The following is a 264-nucleotide window of genomic DNA, read 5'->3' on the forward strand; positions in this document are numbered from 1 at the left end:
GTGGTACTGTAGTAACCGGCCGTATCGAGCGTGGTATCGTTAAAGTCGGCGACGAAATCGAAATCGTAGGTATCAAGCCAACACTGAAAACAACTTGTACTGGTGTTGAAATGTTCCGTAAACTGCTGGACCAAGGTCAAGCAGGCGACAACGTAGGCGTATTGCTGCGCGGTACTAAGCGTGAAGAAGTTGAGCGTGGTCAAGTATTGTCCAAATCAGGTTCTATCAAGCCACACACCAAGTTCACAGCAGAGATCTACGTGT

Annotated in this window: 1 protein-coding gene; it reads left to right on the forward strand. The window is 48.1% G+C overall.

The window, feature by feature from the left end; translation table 11 throughout:
• A partial coding sequence (locus tag OH31_RS14545; RefSeq protein ID WP_036299435.1) for an EF-Tu/IF-2/RF-3 family GTPase occupies positions 1 to 264 on the forward strand: 264 nt, incomplete at both ends.

It is taken from the genome of Methylophilus sp. OH31, from assembly GCF_000576615.1.
In the GTDB taxonomy this organism is placed as follows: Bacteria; Pseudomonadota; Gammaproteobacteria; order Burkholderiales; family Methylophilaceae; genus Methylophilus.